Annotated in this window: 12 protein-coding genes; 8 read left to right on the top strand and 4 right to left on the bottom strand. The window is 64.9% G+C overall.

Going from position 1 to position 17719, the window contains the following annotated elements; translation table 11 throughout:
- Positions 1-9 precede the first annotated feature (9 nt).
- Positions 10-2178 (bottom strand): TonB-dependent receptor, encoded by a 2169-nt coding sequence (locus ACM9LZ_RS22995; RefSeq protein WP_416621862.1) that lies wholly within the window; start codon positions 2176-2178, stop codon positions 10-12.
- Between the two features lie 106 nt (positions 2179-2284).
- Positions 2285-2848 carry a cupin domain-containing protein gene (locus ACM9LZ_RS22990; protein WP_416621861.1) on the bottom strand — a complete coding sequence of 188 codons (564 nt, stop codon included), beginning with the start codon at positions 2846-2848 and terminating at the stop codon, positions 2285-2287.
- Between the two features lie 407 nt (positions 2849-3255).
- On the opposite strand from ACM9LZ_RS22990, the gene ACM9LZ_RS22985 reads away from it, so the two are divergent.
- Complete coding sequence (locus ACM9LZ_RS22985) at positions 3256-4068, top strand: GntR family transcriptional regulator (protein ID WP_416621860.1); 813 nt, start codon at positions 3256-3258, stop codon at positions 4066-4068.
- A 4-nt stretch (positions 4069-4072) separates the two neighbouring features.
- On the opposite strand, the gene ACM9LZ_RS22980 is transcribed toward ACM9LZ_RS22985, so the two are convergent.
- Positions 4073-5419: a hypothetical protein gene (locus ACM9LZ_RS22980; RefSeq protein ID WP_416621859.1), complete on the bottom strand. Its 1347-nt coding sequence runs from the start codon at positions 5417-5419 to the stop codon at positions 4073-4075.
- Positions 5420-5821: 402 nt separating this feature from the next.
- On the opposite strand from ACM9LZ_RS22980, the gene ACM9LZ_RS22975 reads away from it, so the two are divergent.
- The 6 genes from ACM9LZ_RS22975 to ACM9LZ_RS22950 all read left to right on the top strand — a co-directional run bounded on the left by ACM9LZ_RS22975 (position 5822) and on the right by ACM9LZ_RS22950 (position 15568).
- The gene (locus tag ACM9LZ_RS22975; protein WP_416621858.1) at positions 5822-5974 is read left to right on the top strand and encodes a hypothetical protein; all 153 of its coding nucleotides are present in this window, start codon (positions 5822-5824) and stop codon (positions 5972-5974) included.
- A gap of 33 nt (positions 5975-6007) precedes the next feature.
- Positions 6008-7270, top strand: a complete 1263-nt coding sequence (locus ACM9LZ_RS22970; RefSeq protein WP_416621857.1) for an efflux RND transporter periplasmic adaptor subunit — start codon at positions 6008-6010, stop codon at positions 7268-7270.
- Positions 7271-7314: 44 nt separating this feature from the next.
- Entirely contained in the window at positions 7315-7995 is a 681-nt protein-coding gene (locus ACM9LZ_RS22965) for an ABC transporter ATP-binding protein (RefSeq protein WP_416621856.1), read from the top strand.
- Positions 7996-8036: 41 nt separating this feature from the next.
- Complete coding sequence (locus tag ACM9LZ_RS22960) at positions 8037-10532, top strand: ABC transporter permease (RefSeq protein ID WP_416621855.1); 2496 nt, start codon at positions 8037-8039, stop codon at positions 10530-10532.
- A 31-nt stretch (positions 10533-10563) separates the two neighbouring features.
- A complete protein-coding gene (locus tag ACM9LZ_RS22955) occupies positions 10564-13032 on the top strand; it encodes an ABC transporter permease (RefSeq protein ID WP_416621854.1) in 2469 nt (822 codons plus the stop codon).
- An 88-nt stretch (positions 13033-13120) separates the two neighbouring features.
- Positions 13121-15568 (top strand): ABC transporter permease, encoded by a 2448-nt coding sequence (locus ACM9LZ_RS22950; RefSeq protein WP_416621853.1) that lies wholly within the window; start codon positions 13121-13123, stop codon positions 15566-15568.
- On the opposite strand, the gene mobA is transcribed toward ACM9LZ_RS22950, so the two are convergent.
- Positions 15559-16236 (bottom strand): molybdenum cofactor guanylyltransferase MobA, encoded by a 678-nt coding sequence (gene mobA, locus ACM9LZ_RS22945; RefSeq protein ID WP_416621852.1) that lies wholly within the window; start codon positions 16234-16236, stop codon positions 15559-15561. The two genes, ACM9LZ_RS22950 and mobA, sit on opposite strands and share 10 nt — an antisense overlap.
- Positions 16237-16456: 220 nt before the next feature.
- Here mobA and ACM9LZ_RS22940 point away from each other — a divergent pair.
- A partial coding sequence (locus ACM9LZ_RS22940; protein ID WP_416621851.1) for an SAM-dependent methyltransferase occupies positions 16457-17719 on the top strand: 1263 nt, incomplete at its 3' end.

The following is a 17719-nucleotide window of genomic DNA, read 5'->3' as shown; positions in this document are numbered from 1 at the left end:
TGCTGGCGGTCAGTAGGTGTAGGTCAGGCGCAGGCCATAGGTGCGCGGATCGCCCGGCGTGCCGGCCGGCACCGCCGTGAAGCTGCCCGTGGAGACCAGATATTGCGTATCGGACAGGTTGCGGCCGTACAGCACCACCTGCCAGTTGCCGCCATCCGGGGCGAAGCCGATGCTGGCATTCAGCAGGTCATAGCTGCCCATGGTCTGCACCGCGTCATTCACGACCGTGAAATATTGCCGGTCCTTCCAGCCATATTCACCGCGCACGAACGCCGTGCCGCCCCCCAGATCGAAACTGTACTGGCCATAGAGCGTATAGGCCCATTTGGGCGAGGAGTTCAGGTAATTGCCCGACGCATCGATGGTCACGGCCGGGCTGGTTCCCGGGATCGGCGCCTGGGGGTAGTTTTTATAGCGCGCGTTCAGATAGGTCAGCGTGCCGCCGATATCCAGCCCGGTCACGGGTCGCGTGGTCAGTTCCAGCTCAACCCCATCCACCTTCGCGTCGGAGGCGTTGGTGATGTCGGTGACGCCGGGGACCAGGAAGGATTGCACCTGCAAATCCTTGTAATCATAGGTGAAGGCCGAACCGTTCAGCCGGATGCGCCTGTCCGCGAATTCCGTCTTGAAGCCCGCCTCGTAACTCCACAGCGTTTCCGGCGCGAAGCCCTGAGCCGTGTTGCCGGAGGAGAAGTTGAAGCCGCCCGACTTGAACCCGCGCGTCGCCGAGGCGTACAGCATGACATCGGGCGTCACCTTGTATTCCGCGCCGAATTTCGGGGTCCAGGCCGTGTAGTGGCCCTTGTTCAGGTACCGGCGCGGGTATGTCGCCAACGGCGCGCCGGTCGACAGGGTGTAGATGTTCAGATACTGGTCGAAATCCTTCTTTTCATCCGTATAGCGGATGCCGGCGGTCAGGGTGAACTGATCGGTCACGTCGAAGGAACCCTGGCCATAACCGGACCAGGCCTTGGTATCCACGGTGGGGGCCGGGTTGGTGACGCGGTTCAGATTGAAGGCCGTGACCGTGGAATCCGTGTCGATATGCTCGTCGAAATAATAAAGGCCCAGCACATATTTGAACCGATCGATCCGGCCCGACAGGTTCAGTTCCTGGGAGAACTGGTCCTGATATTCCTGCTGCCGCGTTTCCTGGCGGTGCAGGTTGGTGGCGTCGGTGTCGTTGACATAGTCCAGGTCGCTCTTGCGATACGCGGTCAGCGACTTCAGGACGGCCATATCGGAGAAGGTGTAGGTGATATCCGCCGACACGCCCTTGATCTTGCGGTTGGTGTCGCTGGGGCTGTCGAGCGCCACCTTGTGCCAGTCGCCGCGGATGGCTTCGGTCACCGGGTCCACGGGGCCGCCGGCCACGGGGCGGAACGGCTGCAACAGCGCCTGATTGCCGACAAAATGACCGTAATCGGCCAGATAGTCGGCGCGGAACACCATGTCCAGCGCCTCGTTCGGGGTGGCGCGCAGGATGGCGCGCGCGCCCCAGGTATCCTCGCTGGCGCGGTCATTGCCCGACGCGACGACATTCTTGAAATAGCCGTCATGCTTGCTGCCCATCAGCGACACGCTGCCATAGAGCCTGTCCTCGATCAGGGGCGCGCTGATATAGGCTTCGCCGCGGAACAGGTCGTAATTGCCGATGGTAGCCTGGGCCTTGGCCCGGACCTGATTGTCGGGCAGGCGGGAGATGATGTTGATGGTGCCGCCCACCGAATTGCGGCCATAGAGTGTGCCCTGCGGCCCGCGCAGCACCTCGATCCGCTCGACATCCAGGAAATTGTTGAAGACGGCGGCGGGGCGGGCCAGATAGACACCGTCCATATGGACCGTCGTGCTGGGGTCGGACCCGGCGAAGACATTGTTCGACCCGATGCCGCGGATATAAAGCTGTGCGAAGGCGCCGTTCTGGGCGACGACCAGGTTCGGCGTCGATCCGGCCAGGTCGCGGACATCCTTGATGCCCGTGCGTTCCAGCGCGTCCGATGTGAAGGCCGTGATGGCGATGGGCGTTTCCTGCAACCGCGTGTCGCCCATCTTCGTCGCCGTGACGATGATTTCTTCAAGCAGGCCGCTGTCCGCCGCCTGTGCCAGTGCCGGCAAGGGAGCCAGCGCCATTACCGTGGCGCCGCTCAACAACAGGGTGTGAAGCCTCGAACTGGTCATGTCCCCGTCCTCCATTTGTATTCTTATATGAAAGATGCGTAGGCGTAACGGTACATCCGGCAATCATCATGGATTGCCGTTCAGGATAAACCATGCGCCCGTCGGATCAGATGTCGAAGTGAAGCCCCTTCGACTGGAAGTACGCCAGATACTCTTCACCGTGACCGGCGATTTCCCTGGCTGTTCTGGCTGGAAAGGTGATGTCGTCCACGTCGTGCCGGCCGCCGGTGATGATCACCTGCAGCAAGCCTTCGCCCGCGCTGACATTGCGGAAGGCGCGGGCGACGCCCGGCGGTACGGAAATGACGTCGAACGGGTCCAGCACGGCCGTGCCTTCCCCGTCATCGCCCAGGGTGAACTGGAATCGCCCCTTCAGGACCGTGAAGGTCTCAAAGGTTCGGCGATGGGTGTGCAGCGATGGTCCCGTGCCGGCCGGGCAGACGGCATAGGTGATGGACATATCCCCGGCGCCTTTGATCGGCGCTCTGGTCCCGAAGGGGCTTGGTGCCTCGTCCGCCCGCGTCACCACGGGCAGCAGACGGCGTGACCAGATCAGGTCCGCTACATGCTGTGGAAGATCGTGTCCGCGCTGTGGCTCGATCTCCGTCAACTGACCAAGCCGGGCGATGCGACTGCCGAGGCCGGTGCCGACGGGGTCGGTGTCGGTCATATGGTTTTCCATGGCGTCAGTCCCCGATGAACATAAACCGCCTGTGCGCCCGGCCTCCCGTTTCATTTCCCCACCACCTTGGCAAGGTCGCCGTGCGCCCCTTTAATCCGCCATAAAGTGTCGGCACTTTCAAGAAGGAATTGCCAGAATCATTGATTTTTTTGTCTCTCAAGGGGCTCCTGAAATAAATAACAAGCAAAATCAATATGATACAAATTGGCACATCGTTCCATCAGAAACGAAATAGGGTGACGCCAATAATCTGTCGACACTATTGGCCTTTGCGCTATGCTGTGCGCCGGGCTTCTATGCAGGGGGATGGTGGTTGTCGTAGCATCTGCGACGATGGGCCGTCCGTCCCGCCGGCATGAGGGACAGGCCCATGATAAACGGGGGGCTTTGGGGTGATGACAAAGGCAAGGACCGGCATGCGGGCGGGTGAGGAAGCCAGGGTGCGTGCCCATGTTCCGCCCCCGCCCGATGATGGGGATGATGACATGGACGAAATGTCATCGGATGCGGCCACGGCACCATCACCGTTCGGTGCGCCCAAGCTGATGGCCGACGGCAGCACGAAAACGACGCTGGTGCAGCGTGTACACGAGATGCTGATGCAGAGCCTGGATGAGGGCGTTCTGCGGCCCGGGCAGCGCATCAAGGCGGCGGAACTGGCCAAGCGCCTGGGTGTCAGCCGCGCGCCCGTGCGCGAGGCGCTGCATATCCTGGCGGGTCAGGGGCTGGTGGAATTGCTGCCCGACAAGGGCGCCATCATGCGCGAACTGTCCCTGGCCGACCTGATCCAGATCTATGAGGTGACGGGCCCCATCGCCAAGGTTGGTGTTGTCGCCGCCGCGCGGCGTATCGGCGAGGGGGATAACCGCACACGGGTGGAAGCGGCCATCGATCGTATTCGCGCCAGCCGCGACGACCCGCCCTCCTACAGGTTCTATCTGGTCCTGAACGATTTCCACTATCTGCTGAACGAGATCGGGCAGAAGCCCTATGTGGATTATCTGCTGGGACTGCTCAACCTGGAATACTGGAACCGGTTCCTGGCCGGCACCATCGATCTGCCCCGGCACATACCCGGCTACATCGCCAATTACAATCGTCTGGCCGATGCGGTGCTGGCCGGTGACGCTCGCACGGCGGCGGCCGTCATGGACAGCCATGTCGAATGGTCGATCGGGCTGCTGGAACGGGCGGTGGCCGGGGCCTGATATTTCAGGCCGGGATGGCGGCCGGGGCCATGGCGCGGAAATCGTCCAGGCTCCGGCGCACGGCCTGTTGCGGCACCTCCACCCAGCCGCCGATCAGGTCGCCGGACAGGAAGCTGATCTGTGCCTCCTCGCACAGGGCCTCCATGGCGAAATCCTCCACCCCCTCCACGGAAGTGTGCAGCCGGTGCTTCTGTGCGGCCAGGCCGAACCGCAGCAATTCGGCCCGGTGCCGCTGCACGCTGGCGCCGGGTGGCAGCAGCAGGCAGGCCACCTTGGCGCCCGCCGCGGCGACAACGGAAAGGTCGGCGGAGACGGGGTCGACGACGACCATCGTGGTCCGGCCATAAGGGCGCAGCGTGCTGATCATCTCCGCCAGCCGGCTGACCGGCACGCCCGCCGGCGCCCCACGGAGATGATAGGTCATCAGGCTGCGCATATGCGGCGGGATCGCCTGCAGGCAGCCGATCAGGGCGCGCCGCCGGCTCTGCACGGCCAGGCTTTCGAAATGGATGGGCACGGACAGGAAGAAGCGGAACCGGTTGTCGAACAGTTCCAGCGCCACGGACACGGCCTCGCGCAGGACGAACAGGTCAAGCTCCAGGATCTGGGCCGGGTCCTCCGGATCGTCCAGGCAGTCCAGGCCCCAGAGCAGGCTGCCGCCGCGTCGCTGGCGGCAGGGGCGGACCGTGAAGACGGACAGGACCTGTTGCTTGACGTCCCAGATCGGCCGGTACCGGACCTCCAGCGGCCCGGCAGCCTCGCCCTGGGACCCCGTGAACCCGTCCGTCGCCGTTCCCGTGCCTGCTGCGCCGGTGCGGGCGGCGTCCAGGGTGCGGCGCAGCTTGGCCGGATCGAACATGGTCTCCGACCCGATGGCATGCACGACGGCGCGGGCCTTGATGCTGCCGGTTTCCGCCGTGCCCCATAGCAGGGCCTGCAATTCCTCCACCAGATGGGAGCAGATTTCCCCCGCCTGCGCCGGTCCCAACTGGGCGAAGACCACGACATAGGTTTCCCCGTCCGGGCGGAACCAGGTATCCAGCGGTGACAGATACTGGTTCAGCAGCCGGATGGTCAGCAGATGGACACGATCGGCCACGGCAGGCCAGCGGTCACCCATCCGCGCCCGCAGGCTCTCCAGCCCCATCAGTTGGATGCTGCCCGCCTGTGACGGGTCGCGCCGGCCCAGGATGCGCCGCAGGGCATCCACGACATTGTCGTCCGCCCGGGGGATCGCCGAGTTGGCCGGGTTCATGGCGCGAGCCGGGCCGTTCCCCGACGCCGGAACGTCCTGGGCCGGGCCGTCAGTGCCCAGCAGGTTCGCGATCAGCGATTCCATCATCTTCAGCATGGCGTGGTGCCTTTCGGGAAACATCTGGCCCGATCCTATGCCTGTTATCCGCAGGCGGCGGCGCGCGAAAGGCTATATGACCCAATGCGCAAAGACAGTCTGTGCATGGCTTGCCGCCATCGCTGCTGCCGCCATGCCAATGCGTTGATCGGCCTGTTTCTTTTGGAAATCATGGCCATCCGCGCCAGCAAGGGCCGCTGCCTCATGCGCGGGCGGACCGTTCCATTGTCCGATTTTGGGGAAGCAGCATGTCCGAAAACGGACACTGTTCGAAAACGTACAAACGGGATGGCCTGAAAATCCGAGCATTTCCGCCAGATTCCGCTTGGCACGACCCTTGCCTATGAAAGGGGGGAACATCACGGCTGAACACCGGTGGGGCCGGCAGACAAGGTGGACATCATGCGCAAGACGACGGAACAGACGACCGATGCCCTGGACCAGAACGGCCTTCTCGACCGGATCGAGGATGCCGTGCTGCGCGTCCATCCGGACATCTGGCTGGGTGGGCTGGTGCTGGTGGCGCTGGCCCATTTCCTGGGCCGTCTGGTCTGACGCGAAAGATAGTGACGGGGTAGGGGGCTAATCATGGCGATGGACCGCCGGATCGAGAAGACGGGCATCAAGAAGCACAAGAAGGCCATCATGGCCGCCGGCGTGGCCTTGCTGGTGGGGGCGGGTGGACTTTACCTCGCCCTGGGCAGCACGGGCGGACAGACGGTGCGCGTGGCGGAGGAACGGCTGGTGGTCTCCACTGTCAGCCAGGGCCCGTTTGAGGATTTCATCCCTGTTCGTGGCTCCGTGGAACCCTTGACCAGCATCTTCCTGGACAGCATGGAAGGCGGCCGGGTGGAGCGGCGCTTTGCGGAGGCCGGCCAGTTCGTGACGGCGGGCCAGCCGCTGCTGGAACTGACCAATACCGACCTGCAGCTTGAAGTCATCAGCCGTGAGGCGCAGGTGATCGAACAGTTGAACCAGCTTCGCACCGTGGAACTGAACCTGGAGGTCTCGCGGCTCACCAACCGGCAGAACCTGGTGGAGGTCGAATACCGGCTGGTGCAGTTGAAGCGCACGCTGGACCGCCGGGCAGAACTGATCAAGAGCAAGGCCATCAGTCAGGCGCAGTATGACGAGGCGCGGGACGAATACGAATATCTGCTGCGCCGCCGCGAGGTCCTGCGCGAGACGCAGCAGGTGACCGACCGGCTGCGGTCCGAACAGTTTGGCCAGTTGCGCGAAAGCACCGCGAAATTGCAGGAGAATCTGGAATTCGCCCGCCGCAACCTGGACAATCTGATCGTCAAGGCGCCCGTCGACGGCCAGCTCACCTCGCTGGAGGCGGAGGTCGGCCAGAACAAGACGCGCGGCGAGCGGCTGGGCCGCATCGACCGGATGGACGGCTTCAAGGTCGTGGCGCAGGTCGATGAATTCTATCTGCCGCGCCTGACCACGGGCCAGACGGCGGAGGTGGCCATCGGCGCGGGTACCCATGTGCTGCGCGTCGCCAAGATTTTCCCGCAGGTGCGGGACGGACAGTTCCGCGTGGAGCTTGAGTTCGCCGATGCCGCACCCAGGGATATCCGGCCGGGCCAGACCCTGCAGCTTCGCCTGAAGCTTGGGGATACGTCGACGGCGCTGCTGATCCCCAATGGCGCCTTTTACCAGGACACCGGCGGCGCCTGGCTGTTTGTGGTCGGACCGGACGGCAAGTATGCCACGAAGCGCGGGGTACAGCTCGGCCGCCGCAACGCGCAGGTGATCGAGGTGAAGAGCGGTCTGGAACCGGGTGAGCGTGTGGTCACGTCTGCCTATGGCGACATGACCCGCATGGACCGCATCCAGTTGAACTGAGAAGACGACCCATCACGAAGCACATAGCAGGAAGGAACAAGGGAATGTTGAAGCTGGTCGATCTGGTCAAGGCCTACCGCACCGAGGAAGTGGAAACCACGGCACTGAATTCCGTGAACATCCATGTCCGCGACGGCGAATTCGTCGCCATCATGGGCCCGTCGGGCTGCGGCAAGTCCTCGCTGCTGAACATCATCGGCATGCTGGATACGCCCAGCGGCGGGCAGTACTGGTTCAACGGCGAGGAAGTGTCGAAATACGGGGAGCGCAAGCTGGCCGATATCCGCAAGAAGAATATCGGCTTCATCTTCCAGAGCTTCAACCTGATCGACGAACTGACCGTGTTCGAGAATGTCGAGCTGGCCCTGCTCTATCACGATATCCCGGCGCGCGAACGCAAGGAACGGGTGAAGGCCGCGCTGGAAAAGGTGAATATCGGGCATCGTGAAAGCCACCTGCCGCAGCAGCTCTCGGGCGGTCAGCAGCAGCGTGTCGCCATCGCCCGCGCCGTGGTCGCCAAGCCCAAGATGCTGCTGGCGGACGAACCGACCGGCAACCTGGACAGCGCCAATGGTGACGAGGTCATGCGCATGCTGACCGACCTGAATGCCGAGGGCACGACCATCGTCATGGTCACCCACTCCATGCCGCATGCCCAGTACGCCACGCGGATCATCAACCTGTTCGATGGACAGGTCGTGGCGGAGAACCTGCGCGCCGCATAACGGCGCAAGGGGGAGGGCCAAGGGAAGGGGGGAAACGGGCGATGTGGAAGAACTATCTGATGGTTGCGATACGCAACCTGCTGAAACATAAGCTTTATTCTGCGATCAACATCTGCGGCCTGGCCATCGGCCTGGCCACTTGCGTGCTGATCCTGCTGTTCGTGCGCAACGAGACCACCTATGACCGTTTCTTCTCCGACAGCGACCGCCTCTATCAGGTAGCCATCCGGGCGCAGTTGCCGGGCCGGCAGGCGGACAATGTCGCCGTCGCGATGCTGCCGCTGGCTGCGGCCCTGAAGGAAGGCTTCCCGGAGGTTGAAATGACGGCCCGGGTGGTGCAGGACACCACCATCTTCCGGCGCGGGGACGAATTGTTCACGGAGACCACGCGCGCGGTCGATCCCGACTTCTTCCGCATGTTCGACTTTCCCTTCCTGCAGGGCGACCGCATGACGGCGCTGGACGAACCCAATGGCATCGTCCTGACCGAAAGCGCGGCGCGGAAATTCTTCAAGGATGCGGACGTGCTGGGCCGGACGCTGGAGGTAGAGGACGGGGACCCCGTCAAGGTGACCGGCATCATCCCGGACATGCCGTCCAACACCCATTTCAACCTGGAGATCATCCGGCCCTATGCCTCGCTGAGCCAGACGACCCGCAACCAGGAGCGGAACTGGGGCAGCATCTGCTGCGAGACCTACCTGCTGTTGAAGCCGGGTTCCGATGTCGATGCCATCAATACCCGTCTGGCGACCTGGATCAAGACGGCCGCGCCGACCATCCATTCCGTCACGGGCAGCTTCAATCTGGGTGAGATATTCACGCCCCGCATCCGCAATGTGAAGGATATCCACACCGAGCCTTTGCAGACCTCCATGCGGCCTGCCACCTCCTATACGGAAATCGTCACCTTCGCGGCCGTGGCGGTCCTGGTGCTGGCTATCGCATCGATCAATTTCATGAACCTGGCCACGGCGCGCGCCACCCAGCGGGCGCGGGAGGTCAGCGTGCGCAAGGTGGTCGGCGCCAGCCGCGGTCAGATCATCATCCAGTTCATCGGTGAATCGCTGCTGCTGACCCTGATCGGCCTGCTGCTGTCGGTGGCCCTGGTCGAACTGGCCCTGCCGGCCTATTCCGCCTTCCTGGACAAGGAACTGAGCTTCAACCTGTTCACCGACCCGTTGCTGGCGCCGGTGCTGCTGGGGCTGGCCCTGGTCGTCGGCGTGGCAGGGGGGGCCTACCCGGCCTTCTTCCTGTCCGGCTTCAACCCGGCCCGCGTGCTGAAAGGGTCGTCCAGCGGGGTGGGCGGCGGTTCCGGCCGGTTGCGCATGGCCCTGGTCGTCGTGCAGTTCGCCATTTCCATCGCGCTGATGGTGGCCACGGCCGTCGTCTATGGGCAGCTTCTCTACGCCCAGAACAAGAATCTGGGCTTCGACAAGGAAAATACGATCGTCCTGAACGGCTTTCCCGGCGGCAGCGACCGGGAGCGCCAGCAGACGCTGACCAACGTCCTGGCCGCCCTGGAAGGCGTGGTCAGCGTGGCCGGCACCGATGCCACCCCCAGCAGCGGCAGCGAAAACAATACCAATGTCCGCGTGCCCGGTGCCGACCCCAACCAGTTGCTGGTACTGCGCCAGGGTGCGGTCGATTGGGACTATGTCAGGACCCTGGGATTGCGCATGGTGGCCGGCCGTGATTTCGACCGCAACCGGCCGTCTGACCAGGTGATCTTTCCGCCCCCGGCCGGCAGCGCCGCCGCCACCACTCCCGCCGCTGAAGAGGAGAAGAAGGTCTTCACCGGCGCCGTCATCCTGAACGAAGCCGCCGTCAAGCGTCTGGGCTTTGCCGGCAACCAGGAAGCATTGGGCCAGGAGTTCGAGGCGGGTGCCGGCCAGGGCGGCACCCTGCGGCTGACCGTCATCGGCATCGTGGATGATTTCCACTTCCGCTCGGTCCATGATCCGATCGCGCCGGCCATGTTCATGGTGGATAACGGCACCTATTCCGACCTGATCATCCGGATCCGGGGCGGGAATGTGGAAGGCACCCTGGCGGCCATCGACCGCGCCTGGCGCGACCTTTACCCCAACCGGCCCGTGCAGCGCGAATTCCTGGATACCCGCATCCAGAACCTTTATGTCCGCGAGGCCAAGACCTCGCAGATGTTCGCCGCTTTCTCCGGTCTGGCCATCATGATCGCCTGCCTGGGCCTGTTCGGCCTGGCCAGTTTCACGGCGGAGCGCCGGACCAAGGAGATCGGGCTGCGCAAGGTGCTGGGCGCCAGCGTCATGGACATCGTCCGCCTGCTGGTCTGGCAGTTCAGCAAGCCCGTGCTGATCGCCAACCTGATCGCCTGGCCCGCCGCCTGGTATTTCATGGACCGGTGGCTCAGCGCCTTTTCCTTCCGTATCGACCTGAACCCGTTGCTGTTCGTGGCGGCCGGCGCCCTGGCGCTGGCCATCGCCTGGCTCACGGTCGGTCTGCACGCCGCCCGGGTGGCTCAGGCCAAGCCGGTGACGGCCCTGCGCTACGAATGACGCCAAGCCAAAGGACAGGGAGGCCATAGGGATGCTGAGGAACTGGGTCACGGTTGCCCTGCGCAACCTGCTGCGGCACAAGCTTTATACGGCCATCAATATTCTGGGCCTGGCGGTGGGGCTGGCCAGTTGCCTGCTCATCCTGCTGCATGTGCGTGACGAGCTGTCTTATGACGCCTGGGTGCCCGACGCCGACCGCATCGTGCGGGTCCATACCAGCTACGAGATGCCGGGCCGCGGTCCCCTGAACACCGTGCGTTCCGCGGGCCGCATGATGGATGCCTTCACCCAGGCCTATCCGGCCGAGGTGGAGACGGCGGGCCGGCTGCTGCCCTTCCGGCAGTCGGTGCTGCGGGACGGGACGGCCATTGAGCAGGTCGTCACCTATGCCGACCCGTCCATTCTGTCCCTGTTCGGCTTCACCTTCATCGCCGGCGACCCGGCCACCGCCCTGTCCGACCCGTCGTCGCTGGTGCTGACGGAAAGTGCGGCCCGCAAATATTTCGGCGATGCCGATCCCATGGGCCGCACCCTGACCCTGTGCTGCATCGGCGCGGACCGGTACGACCACAAGGTGACAGGCGTCATCCGCGACCTGCCGCGCGCCACGCATCTGGAAGTGGAGATGCTGGCCCCGCCGGTGCCGCAGCGGCTGGCCCCGTTTCCCAACCTGCTGGACACCTGGAGCTCGGTCAACGTCTACACCTATCTGAAGCTGCGCAAGGTGGGGGATGTGGCCCGGCTTGCGGCGGACAATAAGGGGTTTCTGGACCGGGTCGTGCCCCATAATGGCGAGGGCATGCTCGCGTCGGACTTTGCCAGCCAGTTCTTCATGCCCATCCGGGATATCCGGCTGCAAGCCCGTGCCCAGGCCGGCGACATGGGGGACATGAAGCCGATCGGTGATGCGGGGCTGGTGGCGGCCCTGTCGCTGGTGGCGGTGCTGATCCTGGCCCTGGGCTGCGTCAATTTCACCAACATGGCGGTGGCCCGTTCTTCCCTGCGCGGCCGGGAAGTGGCAGTCCGCAAGGTGCTGGGGGCCCGCCGCCGGTCCCTGGTCGCCCAGTTCCTGATCGAGGGGGCGTTGCTGGTGGCCGGGGCCGTGCTGGCGTCGCTTGTCCTGATGGAAGTGGGGTTGCCGGCCTTCAATGGCGTCACGGGCAAGGATCTTTCGCTGCCGCTGCTGGACCCGCTGTTCCTGGGCGCGCTGGGCGGGCTGGCGCTGGTGGTGACGCTGCTGGGCGGGGCCTATCCGGCGTTCTACCTGTCGCGCTTCCAGCCGGCCCGCATCCTGAAGGGGGAGAATGCCGCCGATGGCGGCGGGGCGCGGCTGCGCGGCCTGCTGGTCGTGCTTCAGTTCGCCGTCGCCATCGGACTGTCCATCGTGACGCTGGTCGTTTACCGTCAGACCTTGTTCGTCACCAGCGCCGACCTGGGCTTTGCCCGGGAACATGTGCTGGCCGTGCGCAATCTGGGGGGCCAGAGCTTCGAGGGCACCCGTCAGGCGCTGCTGGAAGAGGTGCGCCGCCTGCCAGGCGTGCGGGCGGTGGCCTTGTCCTCCGACGTGCCGACCGACAATTCGGAGAACAATAACGGCTTCACCCTGGCCGGGTCGGGCGAGCAGTCCAAGGCCATGAGCTATCAGAGCCTGGGCGACGGGTTCCTGGAACTCTACCATGTGAAGCCGCTGGCCGGGCGCCTGTTCGATCCGGCCTTCGGCGCCGACATGATCCGCCGGCCGGCAGACGGTGAAACGGGGCGGGCTGCTGCCATCATCAACGAGACGGCGGCCCGCCTGCTGGGCCTGTCCGATCCGTCGGCTGCCGTCGGCCGTGTTCTGCGCACGGGCTTCTACAACCATGTGCCGTTCGATCTGACCATCATCGGGGTCATTCCCGACGTTCGTTTCCGGTCGCTGAAATATGGCGTGCAGCCCACCGTGATGTACCAGCAGGAGGCACAGTACCGCGTGCTGTCGGTCCGCTTCGACGGAAAGGACCCGGCCGCCCTGCTGTCGCAGGTGGAGGATATCTGGGGCCGGATGGTCACGGACCGGCCGTTCAAGGCCGCCTTCGTGGAGGACCTGATCACCGCCCAGTACAATGACGAGCGGGTGCAGGCCACCGTCTTCGCCGCCTTTTCGGGGCTGGCCATCCTGGTCGCCTGCCTGGGGCTTTACGGTCTGACCGGTTTTGCCGCGCGGCGGCGCACCAAGGAGATCGGGCTGCGCAAGGTCTTCGGTGCGACGGTCGCCCAGATTGTCGCGCTGCTGGTCTGGCAGTTCTCGCGTCCCGTCATGATCGCCAACCTGATCGCCTGGCCCGTTGCCTGGTGGCTGCTGCGCGACTGGCTGGACGGGTTCGATCAGCGGGTGGCGCTGTCGCCGGCCTATTTCCTGGCGGCGGGTGTGGCAGCCCTGCTGATCGCCTGGGCAACCGTGGCCGGACATGCGGCCGTGACAGCCATGGCCCCGCCCGTCCGGGCGCTGCGGCACGAATGAACAATGGCGGGCGGCCCCGCCTGTCCCCTCGTGGGAACCGGAAGGCCCGCCCGTCGATTTGAAGTGATTATTTTGGGGGAGAGGGTGGATGCTGCGGAACTGGATCATGGTGGCGGTGCGCAACCTGCTGCGCCACAAGCTCTATACGGCCATCAACGTGTTCGGCCTGGCGGCCGGCCTGGCGGCCGCCCTGCTGATCACTGTGTTCGTCCGGCATGAACTGTCCTTCAACGGGCTGTTCAGTCAGGCGCCAGAGATATGGCGCGTGGTGCGCACCGAATATATGCCGGGCCGGGAGCCGGAGGCGACCGCCTCCCAATCAATGCCCGTCGCTGCCGCGCTGAAGCAGGAATTTGCGGAGATCGTCACCATTGCCCGGTCGGGCCGGGTCAGGGAAATCGTGCGGCAGGGGGATGAAAGCCTGTACGTCACCTTCCATGCCGCGGATGTGGATTATTTCCGGATCTTCGACTGGCCGTTCCTGTCGGGGGACCGGGAAACAGCCCTGTCACAGCCCAACAGCACGGTGCTGACCCTTTCGATGGCGACCAAGCTGTTCGGCGACCAGCCGGCGCTGGGGCGCACGTTGACGCTGGCGAGCGGACAGGTGCTGACCGTGACCGGGGTCATGATCGACCCCCCGGCCAACGCCACGGAGCAGGTGGAAGCGCTACTGTCCATCGCCACGCCGCTGCCCTTCATCGAACGCCAGCGGGAGAGTTGGAACAACAATTGGATACCCACATATCTGATCCTGGCGCCCGGCACGGACGCCGCACGCCTGCAATCCGATATGAAGGGGTTCGTCCAGCGCAACCGTCCGGGTGCCGAGGAAGACAGTGCGACCGGCTATCGGGCCGAACTGACCTTGCAGCGCGTACTGGACATCCGGACCCATCCGCTGCCGGGTGAGCGCGGGACCAGCATGGGGGTGATTTCGGGGCTGGTCGCGCTGGCGGCGCTGATCATGGGCATCGCGGCCATCAATTTCGTCAATCTGGCCACGGCGCGGGCCACGCTGCGTGCGCGGGAGGTGGCCCTGCGCAAGGTGCTGGGTGCGCGTCGCCGGCTGATCGTGGTGCAGTTCCTGGCGGAATCCCTGATCCTGACCCTGCTGGCCGGGCTTTTGGCCCTTGCGGTGGTGGAACTGGCCCTGGCACCGTTCCAGCAGGCGCTGGACATCAGGCTGGACCCGTCCTTCCACACATCCACCCTGCTGGGCGGCACGGTGCTTTGCCTGTCGCTGCTGCTGGGTCTGCTGGGTGGGCTTTATCCCGCTTTCGTGCTGTCGGGCTTCCGTCCCGCACAGGTGCTGCGCGCCAACAAGTCCGCGGGTGTCGGCGGGGGACGGCTGCGTGCCGCCCTGGTGGTGGCACAGTTTGCCGTGGCCATCGGTCTGTCCGTGGGGACCCTGGTCGTGCTGGAGCAGACGCGCTATGCCAGCAGCCAGGAACTGGGTTTCGACAAGGAGAATGTCGTGCTGCTGCGCGGGCTTGAGACGCCGTCGGTGCGCGACAAGGCGGAAACCCTGAAACAGCGTCTCCTGGCCGATCCGGGAGTGGTCGCGGTGGCGGCCGCCCCCTGGGCGCCGTCCGACCCGTCGGAGCGCACCTCCACCTACCAGCTCACCGATGACGGGCAGGGGGCACTGATGACCGTGCGGACCGAACCGGTGGATTACGGGTATTTCGAGGTGCTGGGCGCCCATCTGCTGGCTGGCCGCACCTTCGACAAGGCGTTCGGCACGGACGAGCTCAAGCCGCCGCCGGAGGGCACGACGGGTCCGGTGGAAGGCCGCACGGGTGCCGTCCTGGTTTCCGCGACCGCCGTGCGCCAGTTCGGCTGGGGCACGCCTGAGGCCGCCATCGGCCGCACGCTCGGCTATCCCCATGATGAAGGGGACGCGCTGATGCATGTCGTGGGCGTCGTGTCCGATCTTCAGTACAAATCGGCGCGGACCAGCACGGTCGCCACCGTCTATCATGCCGAACCGCAGGAAGCGCGCGTCATGATGGTGCGCATCCGCCCGGGCTCCATCCCCGGCGTGCTGAACCGTATCGACGCGCTGTGGAAGGAGATGGCGCCCGGGGTGCCGTTGCGCCGGCAGTTCCTGGATGAACGGGTCGATACGCTTTATGCCGATGACGTGCGCCAGGCCAAGCTGTTCGCGGCGTTTGCGGGTCTGGCGGTGGTGATCGCCTGTCTTGGCCTGTTCGGGCTGGCCAGCTTCACGGCTGAGCGCCGGACCAAGGAGATCGGCATCCGCAAGGTGCTGGGCGCCAGCGTACCGGAACTGGTCCGCCTGCTGGTCTGGCAATTCTCCCGGCCCGTGCTGCTGGCCAATCTGATCGCCTGGCCCTTGGCCTGGCTGCTGTTGTCGCGCTGGCTGGAAGGGTTCGCCTACCGGATCAGCCTGGACCCGTTGCTGTTCCTGATGGCCGGCGGTGGTGCCCTGCTGATCGCCTGGGTGACCGTGGCCGGACACGCGGCCCGCGTCGCGGTGGCCAAGCCGGTCAAGGCCCTGCGTTACGAGTGAGCTTCTCCCGCAGGGGTGCTTGCAGACCCGACAGCCCCGGTCAGATCGCCGGGGCTGTTGACGTTCAGGAACGGGTCACGCCCGCCGGGACCGGGGGGAAACCGCACCAGGGTTACGCCATGGCGGGCGGCGAAGGCCCCGACCTTGCGCAGGCCCTCCACGACCAGTGCGTTCCGCAGGGCCCGGCGCAGGGCGACGGGCCAGAGGCCGACCGTCGGATGCCGTTGCCAGCCCCCCGCGCCGTCGGGGCCCGCGGCCAGGGCGATGGCCGCCCCCGCCGCCTGCCGCCCGGCCGCCAGCCGGGGCAAAAGGTCGGCCGGCAGGAAGGGTGTGTCACACGGCACGCACAGGATGTCGGCATGGTCCGGCGCATGGGCGGCGGCCCATTCCATGGCAGCCAGGATACCAGCCAGCGGGCCGGGCCTGTCCGGAACCGTGTCGGGCAGGACCGGCGCATCCCCCATCCACTCCAAGCCCGCGAACCGTGCAGCCGGTCCATTGGCACTTATCAGGATGCGGTCGGCCCAGGGGTGCAAGGCCGCCATGGCGTGCTGCATCAGGGGCCGCCCGTCCAGCATGACAAGCCCCTTGTCCCCGCCACCCATGCGTGTGGCCAGGCCGCCGGCAAGGATCACGCCCAAGGGCGGGCGGCCCCGTTCATCCTCCATGCCGCCGGCCTTTCATTGCTGTCCACGCGATAGGGCCGGACGTCATGCAAGCATGCCGGTCCGGTCCATGGGTGGACAAACCAGGGATGTAATGCAAAATCACTCTCTCTAATTATACGACATGCATTCATGCCTCGAATGCGTTAGGGTCATGCCGCCGAAGGCTTAGTCCTTTCGCGCCATATTCTACCGTCAGCGCACTCAAGGGGGAAACAGGACGATGCCTAATTCCATTGATGTGTCAAAGCCCATTGTCGCCGGGCAGACCCACGGCAGCTTGACCGTGGTCGGCACCGGCATCCGGTCCATATCACATTTCACGCAGGAAGCTGTCGGCCACATCCGTGACGCCGATACCGTGTTTTTCGCCGTCCCCGATGGCGTGACCGCCAATTTCATCCGTGAACTCAATCCCAACGCCTATAATCTCGCCCTGCATTATGGCGAGGACAAGCGTCGGCTCGTCACCTATGTGCAGATGGCCGAATTGATCCTGCGGGCCGTGCGCGAGGGCAAGCGCGTGACGGCCGTTTTCTACGGGCATCCGGGTTTCTTTGTTTCCCCTGCGCGCCGCGCGCTGAACATCGCGCGCAAGGAAGGGCATCGTACCGAACTGCTGCCGGGCATTTCCTCCACCGACTATCTGTTCGCCGACCTGCGCATCGATCCCTCCATCCATGGCTGTCAGATCGTGGATGCCAGCGACATGTTGCTGCGCAACAGGCCGCTGCTGACTTCCAGCCATGTCGTGCTTTTGCAGGTGGGCTCGGTCGGCGACAGTTATTTTTCCGCCAGGGGTTTCAAGAACAACAAGCGCGCCATCCTGTTCGAACGCCTGATCGAAATCTATGGCGAGAACCATCCGTCATACCATTATGTCGGCGCCACTTTCCCCGGGCTGGACAGTCAGATCATCCGCCGGCCGCTGAAGGCGTACCGCGACCCGGCTGTCCGGGCCTCCGTTCATCAGGCCTGTTCCTTCTATCTGCCGCCCAAGGATGTCCTGCCGCTGGACCCGGACATGATGGAGAAGTTCGGGATGCGCTCGCCGGGGGGCGCGGCGGCCGCGGCCGGTGATACGGTGGTTGCATCTCCGGCGGGCGATTACGGCCCGTTCGAGATGGATGCCGTGGCGCGGCTGGAGAAGGAGCCGCTGGGCGGAAGGGAACGTCGCACGTCCAAGACTTTGTGCCGCATCCTGGCGCAGTTGGCTGCCAATCCCGTTTCCGCAGAGGCATTCCGCCGTGATCCCGACACTTATGTCGGTCTGTTCTCCGGCCTGACGGCTCAGGAGAAATCGGCCTTGATCGGGCGCAGCGCAACCGCTCTGCATTCCGTCTCCCTGCAGATCGTGCGGCCGATCCCGACCGCCGTGAAGGCGGATGCCACGGAGCAAAGCGACGGCGGCGAGCTTCACGACGGGAAGGAACTGCACGACGGCGGCGAGCTTCACGACGGGAAGGAGCTGCACGACGGCGGCGAG

It is taken from the genome of Niveispirillum fermenti, from assembly GCF_048066175.1.
Lineage (GTDB): Bacteria > Pseudomonadota > Alphaproteobacteria > Azospirillales > Azospirillaceae > Niveispirillum > Niveispirillum fermenti.
This window is presented reverse-complemented; position numbering and strand designations above follow the sequence as displayed.